This window comes from Oryzomicrobium sp., from assembly GCF_036820405.1.
In the GTDB taxonomy this organism is placed as follows: Bacteria; Pseudomonadota; Gammaproteobacteria; order Burkholderiales; family Rhodocyclaceae; genus Oryzomicrobium.
This window is the reverse complement of the sequence record NZ_DAISLS010000008.1, coordinates 209,230-227,657: the sequence shown is the minus strand read 5'-3', so window position 1 is coordinate 227,657 and position 18,428 is coordinate 209,230. Positions and strand designations below refer to the sequence as shown.

The 18,428-nt window shown below is 69.5% G+C and carries 20 protein-coding genes and 1 tRNA gene; 1 reads left to right on the top strand and 20 read right to left on the bottom strand.

What is annotated here, in order from left to right:
* Positions 1 to 149 precede the first annotated feature (149 nt).
* A complete protein-coding gene (thiS, locus tag V7Z98_RS09710) occupies positions 150 to 350 on the bottom strand; it encodes a sulfur carrier protein ThiS (protein ID WP_334157807.1) in 201 nt (66 codons plus the stop codon).
* 239 nt (positions 351 to 589) lie between these two features.
* Between thiS and V7Z98_RS09705 the strand changes: the two genes are divergently transcribed.
* Positions 590 to 1,756 carry an ABC transporter substrate-binding protein gene (locus tag V7Z98_RS09705; protein ID WP_334157806.1) on the top strand — a complete coding sequence of 389 codons (1,167 nt, stop codon included), beginning with the start codon at positions 590 to 592 and terminating at the stop codon, positions 1,754 to 1,756.
* A gap of 176 nt (positions 1,757 to 1,932) precedes the next feature.
* On the opposite strand, the gene V7Z98_RS09700 is transcribed toward V7Z98_RS09705, so the two are convergent.
* The 19 genes from V7Z98_RS09700 to ruvC form a co-directional block, all read right to left on the bottom strand.
* Entirely contained in the window at positions 1,933 to 3,084 is a 1,152-nt protein-coding gene (locus V7Z98_RS09700; protein WP_293263651.1) for an ABC transporter permease, read from the bottom strand.
* Between the two features lies 1 nt (position 3,085).
* Complete coding sequence (gene rbbA / locus V7Z98_RS09695; protein ID WP_334157805.1) at positions 3,086 to 5,890, bottom strand: ribosome-associated ATPase/putative transporter RbbA; 2,805 nt, start codon at positions 5,888 to 5,890, stop codon at positions 3,086 to 3,088.
* A complete protein-coding gene (locus V7Z98_RS09690) occupies positions 5,887 to 6,951 on the bottom strand; it encodes an HlyD family secretion protein (protein WP_293263649.1) in 1,065 nt (354 codons plus the stop codon). The genes rbbA and V7Z98_RS09690 overlap by 4 nt, the downstream gene beginning before the upstream one ends.
* 154 nt (positions 6,952 to 7,105) lie before the next feature.
* The gene (locus V7Z98_RS09685; RefSeq protein WP_334157804.1) at positions 7,106 to 7,498 is read right to left on the bottom strand and encodes a diacylglycerol kinase; all 393 of its coding nucleotides are present in this window, start codon (positions 7,496 to 7,498) and stop codon (positions 7,106 to 7,108) included.
* A 74-nt stretch (positions 7,499 to 7,572) separates the two neighbouring features.
* A tRNA-Gly gene (locus V7Z98_RS09680) sits at positions 7,573 to 7,646 on the bottom strand.
* Positions 7,647 to 7,771: 125 nt separating this feature from the next.
* Positions 7,772 to 8,875: a YeeE/YedE family protein gene (locus V7Z98_RS09675; RefSeq protein ID WP_334157803.1), complete on the bottom strand. Its 1,104-nt coding sequence runs from the start codon at positions 8,873 to 8,875 to the stop codon at positions 7,772 to 7,774.
* A 54-nt stretch (positions 8,876 to 8,929) separates the two neighbouring features.
* The gene (gene queC / locus V7Z98_RS09670) at positions 8,930 to 9,631 is read right to left on the bottom strand and encodes a 7-cyano-7-deazaguanine synthase QueC (protein WP_334157802.1); all 702 of its coding nucleotides are present in this window, start codon (positions 9,629 to 9,631) and stop codon (positions 8,930 to 8,932) included.
* Between the two features lie 78 nt (positions 9,632 to 9,709).
* Positions 9,710 to 10,111, bottom strand: coding sequence for a PilZ domain-containing protein (locus tag V7Z98_RS09665; RefSeq protein WP_334157801.1), 402 nt, complete (start codon positions 10,109 to 10,111; stop codon positions 9,710 to 9,712).
* Between the two features lie 49 nt (positions 10,112 to 10,160).
* The gene (gene queE, locus V7Z98_RS09660) at positions 10,161 to 10,817 is read right to left on the bottom strand and encodes a 7-carboxy-7-deazaguanine synthase QueE (protein WP_334157800.1); all 657 of its coding nucleotides are present in this window, start codon (positions 10,815 to 10,817) and stop codon (positions 10,161 to 10,163) included.
* 25 nt (positions 10,818 to 10,842) lie between these two features.
* Positions 10,843 to 11,664: a tol-pal system protein YbgF gene (gene ybgF / locus V7Z98_RS09655; RefSeq protein ID WP_334157799.1), complete on the bottom strand. Its 822-nt coding sequence runs from the start codon at positions 11,662 to 11,664 to the stop codon at positions 10,843 to 10,845.
* Position 11,665: 1 nt separating this feature from the next.
* Positions 11,666 to 12,190: a peptidoglycan-associated lipoprotein Pal gene (pal, locus tag V7Z98_RS09650; RefSeq protein WP_293263640.1), complete on the bottom strand. Its 525-nt coding sequence runs from the start codon at positions 12,188 to 12,190 to the stop codon at positions 11,666 to 11,668.
* A 62-nt stretch (positions 12,191 to 12,252) separates the two neighbouring features.
* Positions 12,253 to 13,551, bottom strand: coding sequence for a Tol-Pal system beta propeller repeat protein TolB (gene tolB / locus V7Z98_RS09645; RefSeq protein ID WP_334157798.1), 1,299 nt, complete (start codon positions 13,549 to 13,551; stop codon positions 12,253 to 12,255).
* Positions 13,552 to 13,614: 63 nt separating this feature from the next.
* Complete coding sequence (locus tag V7Z98_RS09640; RefSeq protein WP_334157797.1) at positions 13,615 to 14,469, bottom strand: energy transducer TonB; 855 nt, start codon at positions 14,467 to 14,469, stop codon at positions 13,615 to 13,617.
* Positions 14,470 to 14,479: 10 nt separating this feature from the next.
* Positions 14,480 to 14,899, bottom strand: a complete 420-nt coding sequence (locus V7Z98_RS09635) for an ExbD/TolR family protein (RefSeq protein WP_334157796.1) — start codon at positions 14,897 to 14,899, stop codon at positions 14,480 to 14,482.
* Positions 14,900 to 14,911: 12 nt separating this feature from the next.
* Positions 14,912 to 15,589 (bottom strand): protein TolQ, encoded by a 678-nt coding sequence (gene tolQ, locus V7Z98_RS09630; RefSeq protein WP_293263636.1) that lies wholly within the window; start codon positions 15,587 to 15,589, stop codon positions 14,912 to 14,914.
* The gene (ybgC, locus tag V7Z98_RS09625) at positions 15,586 to 16,032 is read right to left on the bottom strand and encodes a tol-pal system-associated acyl-CoA thioesterase (RefSeq protein WP_334157795.1); all 447 of its coding nucleotides are present in this window, start codon (positions 16,030 to 16,032) and stop codon (positions 15,586 to 15,588) included. The genes tolQ and ybgC overlap by 4 nt, the downstream gene beginning before the upstream one ends.
* A gap of 92 nt (positions 16,033 to 16,124) precedes the next feature.
* Positions 16,125 to 17,198 carry a Holliday junction branch migration DNA helicase RuvB gene (gene ruvB / locus V7Z98_RS09620; RefSeq protein ID WP_334157794.1) on the bottom strand — a complete coding sequence of 358 codons (1,074 nt, stop codon included), beginning with the start codon at positions 17,196 to 17,198 and terminating at the stop codon, positions 16,125 to 16,127.
* Between the two features lie 43 nt (positions 17,199 to 17,241).
* Positions 17,242 to 17,826 (bottom strand): Holliday junction branch migration protein RuvA, encoded by a 585-nt coding sequence (gene ruvA, locus V7Z98_RS09615; RefSeq protein ID WP_293263633.1) that lies wholly within the window; start codon positions 17,824 to 17,826, stop codon positions 17,242 to 17,244.
* Positions 17,823 to 18,428, bottom strand: coding sequence for a crossover junction endodeoxyribonuclease RuvC (gene ruvC, locus V7Z98_RS09610; RefSeq protein ID WP_334157793.1), 606 nt, complete (start codon positions 18,426 to 18,428; stop codon positions 17,823 to 17,825). Before ruvC ends, ruvA begins: the two co-directional genes overlap by 4 nt.

Genomic DNA, 18,428 nt, shown 5'->3' with positions numbered 1-18,428 from the left:
GTAGCTGCGGCCCGCCAGGGTGAGGTTATCGTCGCGGGCGTCGGCGGGGTGGGCCATGGCGGTCATGGAACTGCTCCGGAATGCGGGTGGGGCGGAAAAGCGGGTAAAGGGCGCGGGTTGGCCGGGCCGGGTGGAACGTGGTGGGCGGATCAGCCGCCGCCCACGGCGACCACGATTTCGAGCACGTCGCCCTCGGCCAGGCCGGTGTCGGCATGGCGGCCCCGGGGCACGATCTCGCCGTTGCGCTCCACGGCGATGCGCTTGCCGGTGAGGCCCAGGTGGTCCACCAGGCCGGCCACGGAAAGGGGGGCGGGAAAGCTGCGGGGTTCGCCGTTGACGGTCAGTTGCATGGGCGGAAAGGGCGCGGGGCGCCGCGAATGGATGGTGTGGCGCGTGAAGCGTGGAATGCCGGTCGCACGGGCCGGCGAGGTGCAAGGGTAACGCGCGTTGCCGGCAGGCGCAGCGCCGAGAGGCCGGATTTTAGCACTGCGCCGCCCCGGGCCGCGCCCGGCCGGGGCGGCGACGGCAGGGGAACGGCGGTGGTGGCTATAATGCGCGCTTTGCCTTTTCTCCTTCTTTCGGAGCATCCATGCGCGCTTTCGCACCTGCCCTGCTGCCCGCCCTGGCTGGCGCCCTCCTGCTGGCCGGCCCCGCCGCCCACGCCGCCGAGACGGTCAAGGTCGGGGTGATCGCCTCCAGCACCGGCGTCACCGCCGTGGTCGGCATCCCCCAGAAGAATACGGTGGCCCTGCTGCCTACCGAAGTGGCCGGGGTGAAGATCGACTACACCGTGCTCGACGACGCGTCGGACCCGACCAACGCGGTGACCAACGTCAAGAAGCTGATCTCCGAGACCAAGGTGGATGCCCTGATCGGCCCGACCACCACCCCGGCGGCCCTGGCCATGCTCGACTTCGTCGCCGAGGCCCGGACGCCGCTGATCACCACCGTCGGCTCCGCGGCGGTGATCGAGCCCATGGACGACAAGAAGCGCTGGGTGTTCAAGACCACCCAGAACGACAGCCTGATCGCCGACGCCCTGGTGGCCCACATGGTCAAGACCGGCATCAAGACCGTCGGCTTCATCGGCTTCAACGACCCCTACGGCGAGAACTGGTACAAGTCCTTCGCCGCCCTGGCGGAAAAGCACGGCATCAAGCTGGTGGCCAGTGAGCGCTACACCCGCACCGATCCCTCGGTGACTGGCCAGGTGCTCAAGCTGATCGCCGCCCGGCCCGACGCCGTGTTCATCGCCGCCACCGGCGGCCCGGCGGTGCTGCCCCAGGTGGCCCTGGCCGACAAGGGCTTCAAGGGCAAGGTCTACCAGACCCACGGCGTGGCTACCAACGACTTCATCAAGCTCGGCGGTAAGGCGGTGGAAGGCACCCTGATGGCCGGCGGCCCGATGCTGGTTGCCGACGACCTGCCCGCCGGCAACCCGATCAAGGCCGTGGCCCAGGGCTACATCAAGAGCTACGAGGCCAAGTACGGCGCCGGCACCACCTCTACCTTCGGCGCCAACACCTTCGACGCCGGCCTGCTGCTGCAAAAGGCCATTCCCCTGGCGCTCAAGGCCGGCAAGCCGGGCAGCGAAGCCTTCCGCGTCGCCCTGCGCGACGCCCTGGAAAAATCGAAGGAAGTGGTGGGCGCCCAGGGGGTGTTCACCATGTCCCCGGCCAACCACAACGGCATGGACCACCGGGCCCGGCTGATGATGACCGTGAAGAACGGCAAGTGGGTGGCCCTGCACGAGTAAGCCCCGCTAGGCCTCGGGCTGTGCCCGGGATCGCTCCGCTACTGCCGGAACCTCCGCGCCAGTAGCCGGTCTTCAGCCATCCATGCCGAAATGGCGCGCCGATAAAGGCGCTCCAAGGTGATGGCCTGGAGATCGGCTACTGGCGCGGCGTTTGGCGGGGTGCCATTTAGCGCGATTTAGCCCTGCATCGCCGCCACGGTCTTGCGGAAGCGGGCCAGGGCGGCAAGGAAGAAGACGGTGCCGATCAGGGCGATGGCCAAGAACTGGGGCCACACCACGTCCAGCCCGGCGCCCCGGTAGAGGATGGCCTGGGCGAAGGCGACGAAGTGGGTGGTGGGAGCCGCCAGCATCAGGGTCTGCACCAGCTCGGGCATGGATTCCCGGGGGGTGGTGGCGCCGGAGAGGATTTGCAGGGGCACGATCGCCAGGATCAGCAGCAGGCCCATCTGGGGCATGGAGCGGGCCACGGTGGCGAGAAAGATGCCCATGGCGGTGGTCGAGAACAGGTGCAGGGCGGTGCCGCACAGGAACAGGGCCAGGGAGCCGGAGATGGGCACGCCGAGCACCCCCTTGACCACGAACTGGAGCGACAGGCCGGTGGCTGCCAGCACCACCAGGCCGTTGGCCCAGACCTTGGCGCTCATGATCTCGAAGGGTGTCAGCGGCATCACCAGCAGGTGCTCCAGGGTGCCGTGCTCCCGTTCCCGGATCAGGGCGGCGCCGGCCAGGATGATCGACAGCAGGGTGATCTGGTTGACGATCTCCATCACCGAACCGAACCAGGCGCTGTCCAGGTTGGGGTTGAAGCGCATGCGCGTCGTCAGCCCCGCCGGCAGGGGCTCGGCCGGCCGGTTGTGGCGCAGGTAGCCGCCCACCTCGTTGTTGACGATGGTCTGGATATAGCCGGCGCCGATGAAGGCCTGGCTCATCTGGGTGGCGTCGATGTTGAGCTGGATCAGGGGCGCCCGGCCGGCGTTGAGGTCGCGCTGGTAGTGGGGGGGGATGTCGAGGACGAAGGTGTAGCGCCCCTGGTCCAGGCCCGGGTCCATGTCGGCCAGGCCGATCCGTTGCGGCACCTTGAAGCGGGGCGGCTGGAGGGCATCGGCCAGGCGGTGGGAGAGGGGCGACTGGTCCTCGTCCACCACCGCCACCGGCGCGTTGTGCAGCTCCATCGACACGGCGCTGCCCACGGCGTAGATGCCGCCGGTGAAGGCCCAGACGATGAAGGCCAGCATCAGGGGGTCGCCCTTCAGGCTGCGCAGCTCCTTGATGCCCAGGTTGAGGATGTTGGCCAGGGTGCCGCCCAGCCCGGTCGTTCCGGTAGCCATGTCAGTCCCCCTGTTTGCGCAGCAGCAGCACGCTGGCGACGGTGAACACCGGGATGAAGGCGGCGATGGCCAGGTAGAAGGGGGCCAGTTCCGCCAGCCCCAGGGCCTTGGCGAAGGTGCCCCGGGAAATCAGCATGAAGTAGGTGGTCGGGTAAAGCTGGCCGAATACCGCCCCGGCGCCTTCCAGGGACGATACCGGGTTGGTCAGGCCCGAGAACTGGATGGCCGGCAGCATGGTGGCGATGGCCGTGCCGAACAGGGCGGCGATCTGAGTGCGGGTGAACGACGACATGAGCAGCCCCAGGCCGGTGGCGGCGGTCAGGTAGAGCACGGCGGCCAGGGTGAGGGCGGCCAGGCTGCCTTTCATCGGCACGTCGAAGATCAGTACCGCCATGGCTACCAGGGTCAGGTAGTTGATCAGGCCGATGCCGATGTAGGGCAACTGCTTGCCGAGCAGGAATTCGATGCGGGTCACCGGGGTGACGTAGAGGTTGATGATCGAGCCCAGCTCCTTCTCGCGCACCACCCCCACGGCGGTGAGCATGGCCGGGATCAGGATCAGCAGCAGGGGGATCACCGCCGGCACCATGGCGTTGAGGCTGCGCACCTCCGGGTTGTAGCGGTAGCGCACTTCCAGGCCGCCGCTGGGGGCCAGGGCCGGCGGGTTGGGCAGGCGCGCGCGCAGGCTGTTCACGTAGGCGTAGTGGGCGGCCTGGACGTAGCCGCGGATGGTCTCGGCCCGGTAGGGCATGGCCCCGTCGATCCAGGCGGCCACCTCGGGCTGGGCGTTGCGCCGCAGGTCGCGGCCGAAGCCGGGGGGAATCTCGATGGCCAGGCTCAGCTCGCCGGCGCGCATGCGCCGGTCCATCTCGGCCTCGCTGGCGATCGGCGCCCGGGTGATGAAGTAGCGGGAGCCGGCGAACTGCTCGGCATACCACTGGCTCTCCTGGGTCTGGTCCCGGTCGAGCACGGCGTAGGGCAGCCCCTCCACGTCCATGCTGATGCCGTAACCGAGGATCAGCATCAGCAATGCCGTGCCGAGCAGGGCGAACACCAGGCGGATGCGGTCGCGGCGCAGCTCCAGGGTCTCCCGGTAGGCGTAGGACAACAGCCGTTGCAGGCTGAAGGCCGGGGGGCGCCGGTGATTGTTCTGGGATGGGGGCGCGGAAGGAGGGGCCGGCGGTGCTGCGGCAGCAGTGGCCTTGGCCGGTGCGGCGGCAGCGGCTGGGTTGGCCGGACTGGCGGAAGCGGCGGTGGCGGCTTCCAGGTAGGCGATGAAGGCGTCTTCCAGGCTGGCGGCGCCCCGGGCGGCCACCAGGCCCGCCGGGGTGTCGCTGGCCAGCACCCGGCCGGCGTGCATCAGCGAGATGCGGTCGCAGCGCTCCGCCTCGTTCATGAAGTGGGTGGAGATGAAGATGGTCACCCCGTCGTTGCGCGACAGGTCGAGCATCAGTTGCCAGAAACCGTCCCGGGCCACCGGGTCCACTCCGGAGGTGGGCTCGTCGAGGATCAACAGGTCCGGGCCGTGGATCACCGCCACCGCCAGGGACAGACGCTGGCGGATGCCCAGGGGCAGGCTGTCGGCCTTGGCCTCCCGGTAGCCGGCCAGGTCGAAGCGCTCTTCCATGGCCGCCACCCGGGCGGGAATCTCGGCGGTCGGCAGGTGGAACAGGCGGGCGTGCAGTTCCAGGTTCTGCCGCACGGTCAGTTCGCCGTACAGGGAGAAGGCCTGGGACATGTAGCCGACCCGCTTGCGCACCCCCAGGTCCCGGGCGTCGATGGGCTGGCCGAACAGGCTGGCCTGGCCGTCGCTGGCCGGCAGCAGCCCGGTCAGCATCTTCATGGTGGTGGTCTTGCCGCAGCCGTTGGAGCCGAGAAAGCCGAAGATCTCGCCGCGCTCGATGCGAAAGCTGACCCGGTCCACCGCGGTGAAGTCGCCGAAGCGGCAGGTCAACTCCCGGGCCTCGATGGCCACCTCGTGCAGGTCGGCGCGGCGCGGGCGCAGCGCCAGGCGGTGGTGCCCGTCGCGCTTGTCCGGCGGCAGCAGGGCGATGAAGGCCGCTTCCAGGGTGTCGGCGCCGGTGTCGGCCTTGAGCTGTGCCGGGGTGCCGGTGGCCAGTACCCGGCCGGCGTCCATGGCGACCAGCCAATCGAAGCGCTCGGCCTCTTCCATGTAGGCGGTGGCCACCACCACGCTCATGCCCGGGCGGCGGGCGCGGATGCGCTCGACCAGTTCCCAGAACTGGCGGCGGGAAAGGGGATCGACCCCGGTGGTCGGCTCGTCGAGGATGAGCAGGTCCGGGTCGTGGATCAGGGCGCAGCACAGGCCGAGCTTCTGCTTCATGCCACCGGACAGCTTGCCCGCCGGCCGGTCGGCGAAGGGGGCCAGGCCGGTGCTCTCCAGCAGCTCGGCGATGCGCTGGCGGCGCTCGGCCTCGCCGTGGCCGAACAGGCGGCCGAAGAAATCCACGTTTTCCCGCACCGACAGGGTGGGGTAGAGGTTCTTGCCCAGGCCCTGGGGCATGTAGGCCACCCGAGGGCAGACCGCTTCCCGGTGGGCGTCGTCGGCCATGTCGCCGCCGAGCACCTGCACCGTGCCCTGCTGTACGCCCTTGGCCCCGGCGAGTAGGGCCAGCACGGTGGACTTGCCCACCCCGTCCGGGCCGATGAAGCCCACGGCGCAGCCCGCCGGCAGGGTCAGGGCGATGCCGTCCACCGCCACGGTGCGCCCGTAGCGGTGGCTCACCGCCGCCAGGGTGGCGACGGCGGCGTCCGTCGTGCCGGCCGGGGCGGTGGCGGGGGTCATTGGGGCAGGTGCACCGCCAGGTGGTCGGGCCACTCGCCGCCGCCGGCCAGGCGCACGGTGGTGACCCCGGGCAGGCCGGTCTTGACCTGGGCGATGTGCTCGCGCAGCAGGTCGGGGTCGATGCGCGCCTTGACGCGGAACACCAGCTTCTGCCGCTCCACGGCGGTTTCCACCGTCTTGGGGGTGAACTGGGCCTCGCTGGCGACGAAGGACACCTTGGCCGGGATCACGTACTGGGGCACGGCGTCGAGGACGATGCGCGCCTCGGCGCCAATGGCCAGCTTGCCCACCAGGGTCTCGGGCAGGAACAGGGTCATGTACACGTCGGTCAGGTCGATCAGGCTGACCACCTTGCCGCCGGCGCCGAGCACCTCGCCGGGTTCGGCCACCCGGTACTGGACCCGGCCGTCCCGGGGCGCCACCAGCACGCTGTCGGCCTTGTCGGCCTCCAGCCGGGCGACGGTGGCCTTGGCCGCCTCGATGGCCGACTTGGCCTCCACCACCTGGGAGCGGGCGGCAGCGATGCCGGACCTGGCTTCCACCACCTGGGCCTTGGCCGCTGCCAGGGCGGCGGCGGCGCTGTCGCGCTTGGCCCGGTCGGCGTCGACCTTCTGCGGAGTGATGAAGCCTTTGGCCACCAGGGTCTGGGAACGGCGCAACTCGCCTTCGGCAAAGGCCAGTTCGCTGCGCCGCTGGGCCACCACCGCCTCGGCCGCCGACTTGGCGCTCTCGCGCTGGGCCACCAGGGCCTGGGTAGTGGCCTGGGCGCTTTCCGCCTGGCGTACCTGGGCCTGGGCCTGCTGCAACTGGGCATCCAGGGCATCGGTATCCATGCGCGCCACCTTCTGGCCGGCGGTGACGAAGTCGCCCTCGCGCACCAGCACTTCCTTGACCCGACCGGCGGCCTTGGTGGAAACGTCGATCTCGGTGGCCTCGATGCGGCCGTTGCCCTGGGCGAAGCCGGGGGGGAGGGTGGGCACCTGGCGGGACTGCCAGATCAGGAAAGCGGCACAGGCGGCCAGGCCGGCGCCGCCGAGAGCCCAGAGTTTGCGGGTATTCATGATCTCGTCCTGAACGTGTGGTGATGCGCCGCGGCGGGTAGGCGGCGGATCGTTCGCAGGCTCATAGTTTGTCATGCCAAGCCTATTCCCGGCCAGGCGAATGGTGCTTGATCCAGGGCAAGCACCGGGCCGGACGTGCGTCCGGCTAGGGCGATCAGGGGAATAGCAGGGGCAGCAGGATGGCGCCCCACACCCCGGCCAGGGTGAGCAGGGCGAGCAGCACCGCGGCACTGCCCAGATCCTTGGCCCGCCCCGACAGCTCGTGGCGCTCCAGGGACACCCGGTCCACCACCGCCTCGATGGCCGAATTGAGGACTTCCACCACCAGCACCAGGCCCAGGGTGAGCAGCAGCAGGGCCCGCTCGGCATGGGTCACGGGCACCGCCACGGCCAGGGGCAGCAGCAGTACGGCAAGCAGGATTTCCTGGCGGAACGCGGCTTCCAGCCGCCAGGCGGCCTTCAGCCCGGCCCAGGAATTGCGGGCGGCGGCGATGAGGCGGGCGAGGCCGTTGCCGGTGACGTAAGGCGTTTCCTTGGGCGAGGTCATGGTCGGTGGCGAGGCGCTCGACAGAAACGGACCGGAGAAGAAGCGGTGGGGAAGGTATTGGGTGCCGCGTGGGATGGAGCGGGTGAAGGGAATCGAACCCTCGTATGCAGCTTGGGAAGCTGCCGTTCTACCATTGAACTACACCCGCCCGTCTGGGCTTTGCGCCGCCGGCGTTGCACTGGCGGGGCGGCACGCATTCGTGTGCCGCAAGACAAGGCCCGCATTCTACGGGCGGAGCGCCGGTGCGGCAAGGCCGGCTCCCGGGGGAGGCCATCAGCCGGCCTGGCGCTCCATCCACCACAGGTCGAGGCGGACCATGGCGAAGGCGCCGGCGATGATTGCGGCCAGGGCGACGAAGCTGGCCAGGGCCAGGGTCGAGACGCCAGTGACGCCCTGACCCAGGGTGCAGCCCATGGCCAGGATGCCGCCGAAGCCCATCAGCACGGCGCCGATCAGGTGGCGGGCGGTGTCCCGGGCGTCGCGGAAGCCTTCCCAGCGGAACTCGCGGAAGGCCAGGGCCTGGAGCAGGGCGCCGAGGAAGGCGCCGGCGACGGTGGCGATGCCGAAGGTCACCTTGCGGCTGCCGTCGTTGGCCCAGGACAGCCATTCCAGGCTGTGGGCCAGGGGGCCGACGAAGGTCAGGGCCTCGGGGCGGCCGCTGGCGGTGCCGATGAATGCTTCTTCCAGGGTGTCCGGGTCTTCGGCGACGAAGCCCAGATGGCCGGTGACGTACCAGGCGCCCACCACCAGGCAGCCCACGGCAAGGCCGCCGAGCAGGGGGCGGGTCCGCCAGACGTCGCGGCTGGCCAGGGCCCAGGCCAGGAACAGGCCGCCCACCACGATGGCCGCGACGATCCGGGCGGTGCCGGGAGCCAGGCCCAGCCCGGCGGCCAGGGTGCCGACGTCCGGCGCCGGCAGGGGCAGCGGGGGGGCGCTCTGCACCAGGGTGCGCAGCGGGGTGAGGATGCCGTGCATGGTCATTTCGGCGGTGAGGGCCAGCACCAGGAAGGCCACCAGGGACTTCAGGTTGCCGCCGCCGGCCCGGGTCAGGGAGCGCAGGCCGCAGCCCGAGGCCAGCACCATGCCGGCACCGAAGAGCAGGCCACCGGTGACGAAGGGCACCAGGGGCAGGCGCGGCTGGCGGTAGATGGTGCGGGCCAGGGGCAGGTCGAAGGCGACTTCGAGCAGGGCGGCGCCGAGGATGGCCACGGCGATGGCCAGGGACCACATGCGCAGACGGGTGAAGCTGCCCATGCTGACCACGTCGGCCACGGCGCCGACGGTGCAGAAGTGGGTGGCGCGGGTGCTGAAACCGAGCAGGGCGCCCAGGAAGAAGCCGTAAAGGACTACCTGGCTGGCGAGTTGGCTGACGTCCATGGGAAAGGCGGGAAAGGGCGGGAAAAGCGGGAGAAGGCAGGGACGGCGGGGGTGTTAGGCGCCGCGGTAGCGGGTCGGGTCGGCCAGGCCGGCGGCGGCGAAGCCTTCGCGGCGCAGCCGGCAGGCATCGCAGGCGCCGCAGGCGCGGCCCTGGTCATCGGCCTGGTAGCAGGACACGGTGAGGCCGTAGTCCACGCCGAGGCGGGTGCCGGTGCGCACGATGTCGGCCTTGGACAGGTCGATCAGGGGGGCGTGCACGCTCAGCCGGGCGCCTTCAACGGCGGCCTTGGTGGCCAGGTTGGCCAGGTCCTCGAAGGCCTGGACGAAGGTCGGGCGGCAGTCCGGGTAGCCGGAATAGTCCACCGCGTTCACGCCGACGAAGACGTGACGGGCGTCGAGCACCTCGGCCCAGGCCAGGGACAGGGCGAGCAGGATGGTGTTGCGCGCCGGCACGTACGTGATGGGGATGCCGGGCAGGAGGCCTTCGGTGGGTACCTCCAGGCCGGGGTCGGTGAGGGCCGATCCGCCGAACTGGCCGATGTCGATCTTGGCCACCCGGTGCTCGGCGGCGCCCAGGGCCTTGGCGACGCGGACGGCGGCGTCCAGCTCGGCGCGGTGCTTCTGGCCGTAGTCCACGGACAGGCAGTAGCAGGCGTAGCCCTGTTCGCGGGCGATGGCCAGAACGGTGGCGGAATCGAGGCCGCCGGAAAGCAGGATGACCGCCTTGGGGGCGGCGGGAGAAACGGAATCGGTCATGGGGGCGGATGGTGGGGATAAACCCCGGGCAGGTCAATTCGCAGCAGTGGCAGGCGGGCGGCGGGGGCCGCCCCGGGATCAGTGGCCGTGGGCCAGGGCGGCCAGCTCCCGTTCGAGCAGGTCCGGGTCGCCCAGGTTGAGTTCGACCAGGCGGCGCAGGTGGCAGGCGCTGTCCAGGTCGATGCGCTCGCAGAAGAGGCCCAGGTGGGTGGCCTCGACGTGGGCGATGTGGCCTTCCAGGCGCACCACCGGGCCGGCGTCGCCGAGGGGGACTTCCACGGTGCACTGGGTGCCGATGGGCGGCGGGGCGTCCAGGGCGAGCAGGGCGCCCTTGAACGACAGGTCGAGCACTTCGCCGTCGAGCCGGCCTTGGCGGGTGAGCAGCCGGGCCGGTCCCCGGTAGACCACCCGGGCATGGTGGCGGCGCTCCTGGCCGGTGGGCGGAACGAGGGCGGTGGGATGGGCGGGCTGGTCGGACATGGCAGGGCTCCTCAAGCCCCGTGGCCGCGGGGATGCGGCCGGGGCGGGCTCACTTGCCCTGCATGTTACCCCAAAGGATTTTGTGCAGTTGCACCTGGAAGCGCACCGGCAGGCCGTCGGCCAGGATCCACTCGGCCAGCTGGCGCGGTTCGAGCTGGCCCGCCACCGGGGAAAACAGCACCGGGCACTTGTCGGCCAGAGCGTGCTCGTCCAGTTGGGCCTTGGCCCAGTCGTAGTCGCCCCGGGAGGCGATGACGATCTTCACTTCGTCCCGGGGAGTGAGGTGGGCCAGGTTGGCGAGCCGGTTGCGCGCGACCTCGCCGGAGTCCGGCGCCTTCAGGTCCATGATGCGCGCCACCCGGGGGTCCACCTTGGCGATGTCCAGGGCGCCTGAGGTTTCCAGGGACACGTCGCAGCCGTCGTCGCACAGGGCGGCGAGCAGGGGCAGGCAGTTCTTCTGCGCCAGGGGCTCGCCGCCCGAGACGCAGACGTGGTGGGTCGGGTACTTGGCCACCTCGTAGAGGATCTGGCCGATGGTCTGGGTCTCGCCGCCGGTGAAGGCGTAGGCGGTGTCGCACCAGACGCAGCGCAGGGGGCAGCCGGTGAGGCGGACGAACACCGTCGGCAAGCCGACCCGGGAGGCTTCGCCCTGAACGGAATAGAAGATTTCGCTGATCCGCAGGGTCAGCTGACGGTGATTCTCCACCTCGGGTACTTCCTTTGCGTGCTGCTTATTTCTTGAGCCGGTCCTTGGCGGACTGGGCGGCCCGGCTGTCCGGGTACTTGGCGGCCAGGCGCTCCAGGGACTGGCGGGCGCCCTTGGCGTCGCCCAGCTCCTGCTGGCAGTTGGCGATGGTCAGCAGGGCATCCGGCGCCTTGGCGTGGTCGGGCCACTTGCTCAGCACCACCTGCTCGGCGGCGATCGCCTTCTTGCAGTCGCGCTGGGCGTAGAAGCTGTTGCCGAGCCAGAACTGGGCCGAGGGGGCGAAGTCGCTCTGGGCATGGGCGCGGCCGAAGGCGTCGAAGGCGTTGGCCGCTTCCTTGTACTTGCCGCCCTTGAACAGGGTCAGGGCCGCTTCGTATTCCTTGGCTTCGGCCTGGGGATTGGCGGCCGGCTTGGCCGGAGCCTGGGCTGCGGGGGCGTCGCCGCCGGCAGCCGGGGCATCGCCGCCGGATTGGGCCTGGGGCTCGAACTTGCGCAGCCGGGTGTCCAGGTCCAGGTAAAAGTCTTTTTGCCGCTGCTGGGCCTGCTGCAGCTCGTAGGTGAGCATTTCCACCTGGCCGCGCAGCTGGGCCACGTCGGACTTGAGGTTGTCGAGCTGGTTGGACAGCTCTAGCTGGGCGCGGTTGGCCGCTTCCAGCTTGTCGAGGCGGGCACGGGACTCGGCGCGCAGATCGGCGATCTGGCGACGGGCCTCGTCGTCGTCGAACATGCCGGCGTGTGCCGTGGGCGCTGCCGACAGGCCTGCGACCAACAGAGCCGCCAGGATCGCCGCCGTCCGCGACAGGCGGGCGGCAGGCGCGTGGGGAGAGGTGGGTCGCAGGCCAACCATCTTAGTACTCGCCGTTGTAGAGGATGTCGGCGCGACGGTTTTCGGCGTAGGCCGCTTCGTCGTGGCCTTCGGCCTTCGGCTTCTCTTCGCCCAGGGAGACGGACTCGATCTGGTCATCCTTGGCGCCGAGCAGGTTCAGGGCCTTCTTCACGGCGTCGGCACGCTTCTGGCCCAGGGCCAGGTTGTACTCGCGGGAGCCGCGTTCGTCGGTGTTGCCCTGGATCAGGATCTTGGCGGACTTGTTCTCGGACAGGTACTTGGCGTGGGCGGCCACCAGCTGCTTGTACTCGGCCTTCACTTCATACTTGTCGAAGTCGAAGTAGACGCTGCGCTTGGACAGGATGTTGTTCGGGTCCTTGAGCGGGGACAGGGCGCCGGATTGGTTGCCCACGCCGGAGGAGGTGGCGGTCGGGGTGCGGGTTTCCACGGCGGCGCCGGATTGGCCTTCGGTGCTGGTGGTGGAGCAACCGGTCACCAGGGCGGCGAGCAGGGCTGCGGTAATGGCAGAGGTTTGAGCGAAACGCATTGTGTTCTCCGAAAGGAAGAGCGTAGAGGAGGAAGTGGTCAGACGGTGACGGACGGCCGGGGCTACTTGACCAGGGGACCCCAGGCTGGCTCCCGCACGTCACCGGCGGCGATCGACAGGCGCTGCTTGATGCGACCATCGGCGGATACGGCGGACAACACGCCCCGGCCGCCGATTTCGGTGGCGAACAGGATCATGCGTCCGTTGGGAGCAAAACTGGGGGATTCGTCGCGGGAGGAGTCGGTGAGGACCTGGGTCTGGCGGGAGTTCAGGTCCATCACTGCCAGGCGGAAACCGCCGGCGCCGCGGGTGATGTAGGCAAGCAGCCGGCCGTCCGGGGACAGGCGCGGGCTGACGTTGTAGGAACCTTCGAAGGTGACCCGCTCCGCCGCGCCGCCGCTGGTGGCGACCCGGTAGATCTGGGGCTGGCCGCCCCGGTCGGAGGTGAAATAGACGTAGCGGCCGTCGGCGGACCACTGGGGCTCGGTGTCGATCCCGGACGAGGTCATCAGCCGGGTGACCCCGGAGCCGTCGGCGTTGAGCACGAAGATCTGGGAGCCGCCGTCCTTGGTCAGCACCACCGCCAGGCGGTTGCCGTCGGGGGACCAGGCCGGGGCCGAGTTGGAACCCTTGAAGTTGGACACCACCTGGCGCCGTCCGGTGGCCAGGTTGTGCACATACACCACCGGCTTCTTGTTCTCGAAGCTCACGTAAGCCAGGCGGCCGCCGTCGGGGGACCAGGCCGGGGAAATGATCGGTTCCTTGGAGACCAGGGCCGACTGGGCGTTCTGGCCGTCGGCATCGGCGATCTGCAAGGCGTAGCGGGAACCGGTCTTGACCACGTAGGCGATGCGGGTGGAGAAGACGCCGGGTTCGCCGGTGAGCTTTTCGTAGATGAAGTCGGCGATACGGTGGCCGGCGGCACGCAGCGCCGGAGTGCTGGTCAGGTAGGCGGCGCCGCCCAGGGATTGCTGGCGGGTCACGTCATAGAGGCGGAAACGGGCCTCCATGCGGCCATCGCCGCCGCTGGCCAGGCTGCCGGCGGCCAGGGCGTCGGCGCCGCGGCCCTTCCAACTTCCGTAGTCCACGGCGCTGTTCTCGGTCAGCGCCTGGCTGCCCGGGTCGATCATCTTGAACAGGCCGCTGCGTTCCAGGTCGCCGCGCACCACGGTGGTCAGGGCGCGGGACAGGCCCGGTTCGCCGCCGAAATCGGCGATGGCGATGGGAATGCGGTTGGCACCGGCGCCGGTGACCTCGACGGTCAGCTGGGCGTGAGCCACGTGGGGCAGGACCGACAGGGCCAGGGCGGCAAGCAGCCCTTGGATCAGGGAGCGGCGCGACAGGAATCGGGGAGTCGTCATGGGCGATATCGGGGTTCAGGCGGCAGCCGGTGGGGCGCCGCGAAAAAAAAGCATTATAAAACCTTAGGTTTCCCGGGGGCGGTACTTGATGGTGATCACGCGGTCGGGCTGGCCCGAGTCCGGCTTGGGTAGCGGCGAGGCGTTGTGGATGGCGCGCTCCACCGCGGCGTCGAGGGCCGGATTGCCGCTGCTCTTTTGCAGCTTGACGCTGATCACCTCTCCGGTGATCAGCTGCTCCACCTGGAACACCGCTTCCGGGTTGCCTTGAACGTTGGGCGGCAACACCACGTAGCCGCGCACCTTGGCGCTGATCTTGGCGGCGTAGTCGCCGCGGCCGATGTTGCGCGCCACCGTGGCGGTTTCCGCTTCGGCCAGGTTCTTCAGCCGGTTGTCGCTCTGCTGCCGGGAAACCTTCTTGTTGACCTGGTTCAGCTCATCGTTGATGGCCGAGCTGAAGTCCGGACGGGGCGGCTCGGGCTTCTTCTCGGCCTTGGGTTCGGGTTTCGGCTCGGGCTTTTTCTCCGGCTTGGGCTCGGGCTTCGGTTCCGGCTTCTTTTCCGGTTTCGGTTCGGGCTTGGGCTCGGGTTTTGGCTCGTGCTTCTTCTCCGGCTCCTTCTTCACCGCGATGTCGGGCTTGGCCACCGGCTTGACTGGGGGCGGCGGCTCTGGGGCCGGCTTGGGCGCGACCTTGGGTTCGGGCGGGGGAGGCGGCGGCGGGGCGCTCGGCTTGGGCGCGGCGGTCACCAGCCCCGGCGTGGCGTTCCACAGCTCCACCTGGACCGAGGCCGGCGGGGTCGAGCGCCACGAGACGCCGACGATGAGGAAGATCGCCAGGGCCACGTGCACGGCGACGGCGAGCACGAGGCTCGCCCGTTTTCCCGGGGCCGGGGCCGTGTCGAGGTAGTGCAGGGCGGACATTGGAGGAGGATCAGCGCTTGCCGGCGGTCGGGGTGACCTGGACGTCCATGCCGACCCGCTTGACGCCCGATTCCTTGAGCTGGCCGAGCACCTCGGCGAGCAGTTCGAGCTTGACCGACTTGTCGCCGACCACGGCCACCGGACGCTCGTCGTTGCCGTTTTGCAGCTCCACCACGGTGCGGGCGATGTCGCGCTTGTCCACGGACTGCTCGGGGCCGTTGTAGCCGTCCTTGAGGACGATCGACTGGTCGGCCTTGAGGGACACCACCACCGGGTTCTGCGGCGTTTCGTTGCCGGCGGCGGCGGTGGGCAGGTCGATCGAGCCGGTCTGCATCATCGGCGCTGTGACCATGAAGATCACCAGCAGCACCAGCATCACGTCGATGTAAGGGACGACGTTGATTTCGTTCTTGAGACGGCGGGGACGCATGGACTCGGACCCTTAGCGCATCTGCCGCTGCAGGATGTTGGAGAACTCTTCCATGAAGCTCTCGAAACGGGTGGACAGCCGGTCGATGTCGTAGGCGAAGCGGTTGTAGGCGAGCACCGCGGGGATCGCCGCGAACAGGCCGATGGCGGTGGCCACCAGGGCTTCGGCGATGCCGGGAGCCACCGAGGCCAGGGTGGCCTGGCCCACGTTGGACAGGCCGCGGAAGGCGTGCATGATGCCCCACACCGTGCCGAACAGGCCCACGTAGGGGGACACCGAGCCGACCGAGGCGAGGAAGGCCAGGTGGTCTTCCAGGCCGTCCACCTCGCGCTGGTAGGTGGCGCGCATGGCGCGGCGCGAGCCGTCCACCACGTCCTTGGCTTCCAGGTTCTTCTGGCCGCGCAGCTTGGTGAATTCGCGGAAGCCGGATTCGAAGATGCGCTCCATGGCGCCGGCGTGGTGGCGGTCGTTGACCGCGCTCTGGTACAGGTTGGCCAGATCGCCGCCGGACCAGAAGTCGCGCTCGAACTGCTCGGTCTTGTTGCGCGCCAGGCGTACCGCGAACCACTTGCGGAAGATGTAGTACCAGGACATGAAGGAGACGCCGGCCAGCAGCGCCATCACCAGCTGCACGACGGCGCTGGCGTTGGTGATCAGGTGCAGGATCGACAGGTCTTGGGTGACGTTCATTGCAGGGTCTCGAATTTGGCGCGCAGCCAGTCGGGGATGGGAGTCGATTTCATCTTGGCGAAGTCCACGCAGACGATCTGCACCGTGGCGGTGACCAGTTCTTCCCAGCCGGACGGAGCGTCCGGGCTGGCGCGGCGCACGTGCTGGCGGAACACCACCTGGCTGCGGCCGAGCTTGTCGACCTCCAGGCCGACGTCGAGCAGGTCGTCGAGACGGGCCGGGCGCAGGTAGTCGATGTTGATGTTGCGCACCACGAACACCAGGTTGTGGTCCCGGGCCAGGTCGCGCTGGTCGTGGCCGATCTGGCGAAGCCATTCGGTACGGCAGCGTTCGAGGAAATCCAGGTAGGTGGCGTGGTAGACCACGCCGCCGGCATCGGTGTCGGCGTAGTAGACCCGGACGGGCCAGGTGAAGGCGTTGGGCTTTTGTTCGTGGGCGGGCATGAAGGCGCTATTTTAGGAGTCTGGAAAGCGAGCGAGAAACCTGGGCTGTAACGCACTGTAACCAGTTGTTGCAAATCCGGAGGAAAGGCGGCTCAGCTTTTCTCGTCCCACAGCTGGGGTGTGGCTTCGGCGGGCAGTCCGGCGGGGGGGCGGAAACCCAGGTGGCGGTAGATGGCAGCGGTGGCCATGCGCCCCCGGGGGGTGCGTTGCAGGTAGCCCTGCTGGATCAGGTAGGGTTCCAGCACGTCCTCGATGGTGTCCCGGGCCTCGCCGATGGCCGCCGCCAGGTTGTCCACGCCGACCGGGCCGCCGCCGAACTTGTCGATGACGGCTTCGAGCAGCTTGCGGTCCATCATGTCCAGGCCGGCTGGGTCCACGTCGAGCATGGACAGGGCGGCGTCGGCCACCGGGGCGGTGATCACGCCGCCGGCCTTGACCTCGGCGTAGTCGCGCACCCGGCGCAGCAGCCGGTTGGCGATGCGCGGCGTGCCCCGGGAGCGCTTGGCGATCTCCAGGGCGCCGTCGGGTTCGATGGCTACGTTGAGCAGGCCGGCGGAGCGGCTGACGATGTGGGTCAGCTCGGCGGCGTTGTAGAACTCCAGCCGCGAGACGATGCCGAAGCGGTCGCGCAGCGGGTTGGTCAGCATGCCGGCCCGGGTGGTGGCCCCCACCAGGGTGAACGGCGGCAGGTCGAGCTTGACCGAGCGGGCCGCCGGGCCTTCGCCGATCATGATGTCGATCTGGAAGTCCTCCAGGGCCGGGTAGAGGATTTCCTCCACCACCGGCGACAGGCGGTGGATTTCGTCGATGAACAGGACGTCGTTGGCGTCCAGGTTGGTCAGGATCGCCGCCAGGTCGCCGGGGCGTTCCAGCACCGGGCCCGAGGTCTGGCGCAGGTTGACGCCCATCTCCTGGGCGACGATGTGGGCCAAGGTGGTCTTGCCCAGGCCGGGGGGGCCGAACAGCAGCACGTGATCGAGGGATTCGCCGCGCTTGCGGGCCGCCTGGATGAAAATCTCCAGTTGCTCCCGCACCTTGGCCTGGCCCACGTAGTCGGCCAGGCGCTTCGGCCGCAGCGCCCGCTCGATGGCCTCCTCCTGGGTGGAGGCGGCGCCGGGGGCGATCAGGCGGTTGGCGGGGGCGGAAAAGGAGTCGGTTTCGATCATCGGGGGACGGACGGATCAGGGCAGAGGCCGGGGCGGAGGCAACTCAGGTCTTGGCCAGGAGCTTGAGGGCCTGGCGGATGCCGTCGGAAACGGAAACGCCGGCAGGCAGCTTGTCCATGGCCTGGCCGGCTTCGCGCTCATTGTAGCCGAGGGCCAGCAGGGCATTGAGGATGTCGTGGCTGGCGTCCGGGGCCAGGGCGCCAGCGGCACCGGCGGCGGCGCCCACCGGGGCGAGCTTGTCCTTGAGTTCGAGCAGCAGGCGCTCGGCGGTCTTCTTGCCTACCCCGGGGATCTTGGTCAGCCGCCCGGTTTCCTGGCGCGACACGGCGGCGGCCAGCTCACTCACCGACAGGCCGGAGAGCACGGCCAGGGCCATCTTCGGCCCGACCCCGGAAATCTTCACCAGCTGGCGGAAGGTGGCTCGCTCCTCGGCGGTGAGGAAGCCGAACAGGAAGTGGCCGTCTTCGCGCACCACGTGATGGGTGAGCAGCACGGTCTTTTCGCCCAGGCCGGGCAGGTTGTAGAAGGTGCTCATGGGCACGTCCACCTCGTAGCCCACGCCGCCCACGTCCACCAGGACCTGGGGCGGGGTTTTCTCGATGAGGGTGCCGGCGAGTCGTCCGATCATTTCTTGTTCCCGGAAGAGGTTGAGAGGGTGGCCGCGCCGGGCAGGCGGGCCAGGTCCTTGGCCATCAGCCGGCCGCCGCGGCGGCGGCCGGCGGTGGGCAGGGCGCCCATGCCCAGGCCGCCGTGGGCGTGGCAGATGGCGCAAGCCAGGGCGTCGGCCGCGTCCGGCGACGGGTCGCCGGGCAGTTGCAGCAGGCGCCGCACCATGTGCTGCACCTGGGTCTTGTCGGCCCGGCCGTGGCCCACCACCGCCTGCTTGATCTGCATGGTGCCGTATTCGGCCACCGGCAGGCCGGCCAGGGTCAGGGTGGTGATGGCGGCGCCCCGGGCCTGGCCGAGCAGCAGGGTGGACCAGGGGTTGCGGTTGAGGAACACCTCCTCGATGGCCGCCTGGCCCGGGGCGTGGGCGGCGACGATGGCGTCGATGCCCCGGGCGATGGTGGCCAGCCGCTCGGGCAGACCGGCCTTGTCGTCGGTGCGGATGCAGCCGCTGGCCACGTAGGCGAGCTTGCTGCCGGTGACGTCGATGACGCCGAAGCCGGTGATGCGCAGCCCCGGGTCGATACCGAGGATGCGCAGGGTGGTGGGCGCGGGCAAGGTCAC